Below are 5,585 nucleotides of genomic sequence, written 5' to 3'. Positions count from 1 at the left end.
CTCGCCAGCCCAGGAGGCTCGCCTCATGACCAAGAGCTCGACCGAGACCGGTTCCGGTCCTGCCGCGTCTGATCCCGCGCCCCGCGGCGACGAGCCCAGCACCTCGTCGCAGCGGGAGCGCCGTCGCCGGATCCTCGACGCCACGCTGGCCCTGGCCGCCAAGGGCGGGTACGAGGCGGTGCAGATGCGCGCGGTGGCCGAGAAGGCCGAGGTCGCGGTGGGCACGCTCTACCGCTACTTCCCCTCCAAGGTCCACCTCCTGGTCTCCGCACTGGCCCGCGAGTTCCGCCGCCTGGACCAGCGCACGGAGCGTTCGGCCCCGCCCGGGGACACCGCCCAGGAGCGCATGAAGGTCGTGGTGGACATGATCACCAAGTCCATGCAGCGCGATCCCAACCTCACCGAGGCCATGACCCGGGCGTTCATGTTCGCCGACGCGTCGGTGGCCAACGAGGTCGAGGAGGTGGGCTTCTACATGGACCGGATCATCGCCCGCGCCATGGCCCAGGGGGAACCGGACGAGGTCCAGCTCTCGATCGCCCGCGTGGTCTCCGACGTGTGGATGTCCAACCTCGTCTCCTGGCTCACCAGGCGGTCCTCGGCGGCGGACGTCAACAGCCGCCTGGGCCTGACCATCGATCTCCTGCTGGGCACGGACGACTCCCCCCGCCGGGCGCGGCTGCACACCGCCATCGGCAAGGGGAACGGGGCGTCCGAGGAGAACGGGGTGTCCGAGGAGAACGCGGAGGCAGGGGCCGAGCCCGGGGCCTGACCGACCTCCTCACCCACCCCGCCGCGACCGCAGCCGCACACGGTCTTCCCGTGTGCGGCTGCGGTGGTCGCGCGCCTGGGGTGCTCAGACGGCCAGGGGTTCGAGCCCCCTCGGTCAGGGCACCACGACCGTCGGGACCTGACGCACCAGGTGCGAGACGTCCGCCGTCCACCGCACCGGGCCGTCCGCGGGCGTCCAGGCGGTGAGAAGGTCCGAGACCTTGGCCGTCATCTCCCGGCTGAGCCGCAGGAACGAGGTCCCGGGCTGCTCGTCGACCTCTCCGAGGATCAGCCACCAGGCCCAGGCCACCGCGCCGGCGTTGGCCACGAAGTCCGGCAGCACCGCGATCCCGCGCGCGGTCAGGTCGAGTTCGGCGTCGATGGTGGTGGCGGCGTTGGCGGCCTCCACCACGATCGACGCGCTGACGGACGCGCAGTTGTCCGCGGTGATGGCGTACGAGACCGCGGCGGGGACCAGGACGTCGACGTCCATCCCGATGATCTGGTCCCGCTCCAGCCGCTGGACGCGGGCGGGGACGGCTCCCCGGTCGATCTCACCGAAGCGGTCGCGGGTGGCCAGCAGCGCGGGGATGTCGAGGCCCGCCGGGTCGTAGAGCGTCCCGGCGGCGTCGGCCACCGCCACCACGGTCATCCCGGCCTCGTGCAGGTACCAGGCGGCAGCGCCGCCCATCGTGCCCACGCCCTGGACCGCGACGGTGGTGCGTCCGACGTCCCAGCCGCGCACGTACGCCGCGGCCAGACACGCCTGCGCCACGCCGTACCCGCCGATCACGTCGCCGAGCAACCCGCCGGGCACCTCGGCGGTGAGCCCGCGGAAGATACGTGCGGCGGTCGCGGCGGGATCCTCGGAGCGCTCGATGGCGGCGTGGTACGACTGCCGCATCCCCAGCCCGGCGAAGACCTCGTCGATCAGGTGCTGCGGAACCCCCAGGTCCTCGGCGGTCACCCAGTGACGGTCGAGGAACGGGCGCATCGCCTCGCAGAACCGGCCCAGCACCTCCACGGCGCGGGGATCCTTGGGGTCGAAGTCGATCCCGCCCTTGGCACCGCCGACGGGGAGGTCGAAGGCCGCGGTCTTGCGGGTCATGCCGCGGGCCAGGTCCTCCACCTCACCCAGGGTGCAGCCGGCCCGCATCCTGGTCCCGCCGGTGGCCAGGCCACCGACGAGGGTGTCCACGACGAGGAACCCTCGGGCGCCGGTGACGTCGTCCTTCCAGTGCAGCCGCAGGTACGGTTCGCGGGTGGCGGGACCCTCCGCGGGTGGAGCCGGCACTGCCACCGGCACCGACCCGGTTGTCGCGGTGAAACCCGGAATCTCGATGGATGTCATGGTGCTCGCCTCCTGAAACGCCTCGTCCCGACTCTCCGGCGGGGTCCCTCAAGCATGGGAGCGGGGACGGGCCCGGGTCCAGCGAGAATCGATGGACCCGACCGTTCACTTTTTCTGCACTGTCCCCGGTCAGCCCCTACGCTCGGGGCCATGGAGCCGTCACTGCACCGACTCAGACTGCTCCGCGAACTCGAGCGTCGCGGGACCGTGACCGCCGTCGCCGGGGCCCTGGACTACACGGTCTCCGCCGTGTCCCAACAGCTCGCTCTTCTCGAAAGGGAGGCGGGGACCCCCCTGTTCGAGCGTCGTGGCCGCCGGATCGGGCTCACCGAGGCCGGGTTGGTCCTGGCCGGGCACGCGGAGACCATCCTGGCCGCGGTGGAGGACGCCGGGCACGCGATGGAATCGGCCCGGGCCGGGGTCGGGACGACCCTCACGGCCGGGGTCTGGGCGTCGGTGGCCACGACCCTGTTGCCCGCCGGGATCCGGGTGCTCGCCCGGGACCACCCGGGGATCGAGGTGCGCAGCCGCGAGCTCGCCCCGGAGGACACCACGGGCGCGGTCCGGGACGGCTCCCTCGACCTGGCTTTCGTCCTTGACTATTCCAGTTACACGATGGCCCGGGTCCCCGAGCTCACCCGGACACCCATCGCCGTGGAATCACTGCACCTCGTGGCCCCCCGCGGGTCGATCGACGCCGGCGAGGTGGCGTTAGGCGACTTCGCGGGCAAGCCCTGGGTCCTGGCCCACCCGCGCTCCCACTTCGGCAGGGCCGTGCGGCTCGCCTGCCGGGAAGCGGGTTTCGAGCCGGACATCCGTCACGAGGCCGGTGAGCAGTCGACCGCACTCGCCCTGGTCGCCGCGGGCCTCGGCGTGACCCTGGCCTCCGACCTCGGGCTGGGCACCTCGACCGCCGAGGTGGACGTGCTGCCTCTGAACGACACCCTGACCAGGACGGTCTCGATCGCGTACCGGGAGCGGGACGCCCGGCGTCGACCCCTACGGGCCTTCGTCGACGCGTTCACCGAGGCCGCCCTCGGCCTGGGGCTCGACGCCGCGGAGGCGCGACCGGTCAGCCGCTGACGTATCCCCGGCTCTTGTCGACCAGCGGACCGGGCTCGCCGCCGCCCGCCCAGGTGCGCAGGTGGTGGAGGAACTGCTCCGAGAGGGTGTCTCGCCAGCCCACCACGTCGCCCGACATGTGGGGGCTGACGTGCGCGCCGTCGAGGGTCCACAGCGGGTCGCCGTCGGGGAGCGGTTCGACGACGAGGACGTCCAGGTGCGCCGAGAGTCTGCCCGCCGCGATCTCCTGCGTGAGGGCCTCCTGGTCGACCAGTTGGCCCCGCCCCACGTTGATCACGTGGGCGCCGTCCGGGAGCGCCGCCAACTCGGCCGGCCCGAGCATCCCTCGGGTGGCCTCGGTCAACGGGGCCACCATGACCAGGTGGTCGACATCGCCCAGGTGCCCGGCCAGTCGGGCCGAGTCCAGGACGACGCCGAAGTCCTCGTCGTCGTCGGAAGGTCGACGCCCCGCCCCACGGACGTCCACGCCCACCGCCCTGAGCAGCCGCGCGGTGGCCCGGCCTATCCCCCCGGTCCCCACGACGAGGGCGCGGCGTCCCGCCACGCGGGTGGTCTCGCGGTGGCGCCACACCCCGGCGCGCTGCAGTGCCTCCGTCCGGTGCAGCTGCTTGTCGTGGGCGAGGACGCAGGCCAGGACGTACTCCGCGATGGGCCCGTCGAACACACCACGCGCGTTGGTGACCGAGACGTCGGAGTCGCGCAGCTCGTCGAACAGCAGCGTGTCGACCCCGGCGGCGGCCACATGGACCCATCGCAGCGCGTCGGCGGCGTGCCAGGCGGAGGCCAACGCGTCGGAGAAGATGTCCCACACGAAGAGCACCTCGGCGCCGGGCAGCGCCTCGGCCAGGGTGTCGGCGGTGCACTCCCGCACGTCGGCGAGTCCGCGGAGTTCGTCCAGGTGGGTGGGCGGGACGACGCCGTCGGCGGTGAGGAGGACGACTGTCGGTCGCGTGTGCGGGGACCGGTGCTGCTGCGTCATGGACACACCGTAGCGTGCCCGCGACCGCCCCCCCGCAGATCGTCGGATTGTTGACAATCTGCCCGGAGGGGTCACACACTGGCCCCATGACCGCGCATCTGTCGCCCCTTCTCAAGCAGGCCACGCCCGTCGTGGTGGACCACGCCCTCGGCTCGTGGATCCACGGCACCGACGGCCGCGACTACCTGGACTTCACGACCGGCATCGGCGTGACCAGCACCGGCCACTGCCACCCCGACGTGGTCGCCGCCGCGCGCGAGCAGTGCGGGAAGATCATCCACGCGCAGTACACGACCGTCATGCACCAACCGCTGCTGCAGCTGACGGAGAAGCTCGGCGAGCACCTGCCCGAGGGGATCGATTCGGTCTTCTACGCCAACTCCGGGTCCGAGGCGGTCGAGGCCGCCGTCCGGCTGGCCCGCATGGCCACCGGCCGGCCCAACATCGTCACCGTCCAGGGCGGCTTCCACGGACGCACCGTCGCCGCCGCGAGCCTCACCACCGCCGGGACGCGCTTCTCCGCCGGCTTCTCCCCCCTCATGGGCGGGGTGGTGATGACCCCGTTCCCGCACGCCCTGCGGCACGGGTGGAGCGAGGACGACGCGATCGACTTCGCGCTCGCCGAGCTGGACTACCTCATGGCCTCCCGTGTCGACGCCCGCGAGATCGCGGCGTTCCTCATCGAGCCCGTGCTCGGCGACGGCGGCTACATGGCCACCCCGCCGCGCTACCTGCAGGGGCTGCGCGACCGCGCCGACCGGATCGGCGCGCTGCTCGTGCTCGACGAGGTCCAGGCCGGCATCGGGCGCACAGGCCGGTTCTGGGGCCATCAGCACACCGAGGGCCTGGTCCCGGACGTCATCATCACCGCCAAGGGGATCGCCTCGGGCTTCCCCATCTCCGCGATCGCCGCTCCCGAGGCGATCATGGCCAAGGCCTGGCCCGGATCGCAGGGCGGCACCTACGGCGGCAACGCCGTGGCGGCCGCGGCGGGCGTGGCGACCCTCGGGGTGGTCGCCAGGGAGGGTCTGGTGGCCAACTCCGCCGAGCGCGGAACCCAACTCCTCGAGGGACTGCGGCGTAGCCTCGGCGACGTGAGCGAGATCTGCGACATCCGCGGGACCGGGCTCATGCTGGGCGTCGAGTTCGGTGACCCCACCGCTCCCGCGGGCAGTGCCGGTGCGGTGGAGGCCGCCCGCCTGGCCGGAGCGGTCCAGCAGGCGTGCATCGACGAGGATCTGCTCACCCTCACCTGTGGCCCCACGGGCTCGGTGGTGCGCCTCATCCCCGCGCTGGTGGTGACCGCCGACGAGGTCGACGCCGGCGTCGAGCGGTTCACCCGCGCGGTCCACCGGGTGTGCGACGGGGCGGCGTGACCTCCCGCGTCGCGCCGGCCACGCG

General features: G+C 72.8%; 5 protein-coding genes. 3 read left to right on the top strand and 2 right to left on the bottom strand.

Features of this window, described 5'->3' with window-relative positions:
* Positions 1-25 precede the first annotated feature (25 nt).
* Entirely contained in the window at positions 26-772 is a 747-nt protein-coding gene (kstR, locus tag G6022_RS10495; RefSeq protein WP_182611026.1) for a cholesterol catabolism transcriptional regulator KstR, read from the top strand.
* A 114-nt stretch (positions 773-886) separates the two neighbouring features.
* Here kstR and G6022_RS10490 read toward each other — a convergent pair whose 3' ends face one another.
* Positions 887-2,122 (bottom strand): Glu/Leu/Phe/Val dehydrogenase, encoded by a 1,236-nt coding sequence (locus G6022_RS10490; protein ID WP_182611027.1) that lies wholly within the window; start codon positions 2,120-2,122, stop codon positions 887-889.
* A 150-nt stretch (positions 2,123-2,272) separates the two neighbouring features.
* Between G6022_RS10490 and G6022_RS10485 the strand changes: the two genes are divergently transcribed.
* Positions 2,273-3,205, top strand: coding sequence for a LysR family transcriptional regulator (locus G6022_RS10485; RefSeq protein WP_182639598.1), 933 nt, complete (start codon positions 2,273-2,275; stop codon positions 3,203-3,205).
* Here the strand turns inward: G6022_RS10485 and G6022_RS10480 are convergent.
* Positions 3,195-4,184 carry a D-2-hydroxyacid dehydrogenase gene (locus G6022_RS10480; protein ID WP_182639597.1) on the bottom strand — a complete coding sequence of 330 codons (990 nt, stop codon included), beginning with the start codon at positions 4,182-4,184 and terminating at the stop codon, positions 3,195-3,197. The genes G6022_RS10485 and G6022_RS10480 overlap by 11 nt on opposite strands.
* An 86-nt stretch (positions 4,185-4,270) precedes the next feature.
* Here G6022_RS10480 and G6022_RS10475 point away from each other — a divergent pair, with 86 nt between their 5' ends.
* On the top strand, positions 4,271-5,560 hold the full coding sequence (locus tag G6022_RS10475) for an aspartate aminotransferase family protein (protein ID WP_179524517.1): 1,290 nt from the start codon (positions 4,271-4,273) through the stop codon (positions 5,558-5,560).
* The last annotated feature ends 25 nt before the right edge of the window (positions 5,561-5,585 follow it).

Origin of the sequence: Dietzia sp. Cai40 (genome assembly GCF_014145165.1) — a bacterium.
Taxonomy (GTDB): domain Bacteria; phylum Actinomycetota; class Actinomycetes; order Mycobacteriales; family Mycobacteriaceae; genus Dietzia; species Dietzia natronolimnaea.
This window is presented reverse-complemented; position numbering and strand designations above follow the sequence as displayed.

Coding starts and splice junctions, on each gene's coding strand:
- kstR (WP_182611026.1), top strand. CDS start 26: ATGACCAAGAGCTCGACCGAGACCGGTTCCGGTCCTGCCGCGTCTGAT.
- G6022_RS10480 (WP_182639597.1), bottom strand. CDS start 4,184: ATGACGCAGCAGCACCGGTCCCCGCACACGCGACCGACAGTCGTCCTC.
- G6022_RS10490 (WP_182611027.1), bottom strand. CDS start 2,122: ATGACATCCATCGAGATTCCGGGTTTCACCGCGACAACCGGGTCGGTG.
- G6022_RS10485 (WP_182639598.1), top strand. CDS start 2,273: ATGGAGCCGTCACTGCACCGACTCAGACTGCTCCGCGAACTCGAGCGT.
- G6022_RS10475 (WP_179524517.1), top strand. CDS start 4,271: ATGACCGCGCATCTGTCGCCCCTTCTCAAGCAGGCCACGCCCGTCGTG.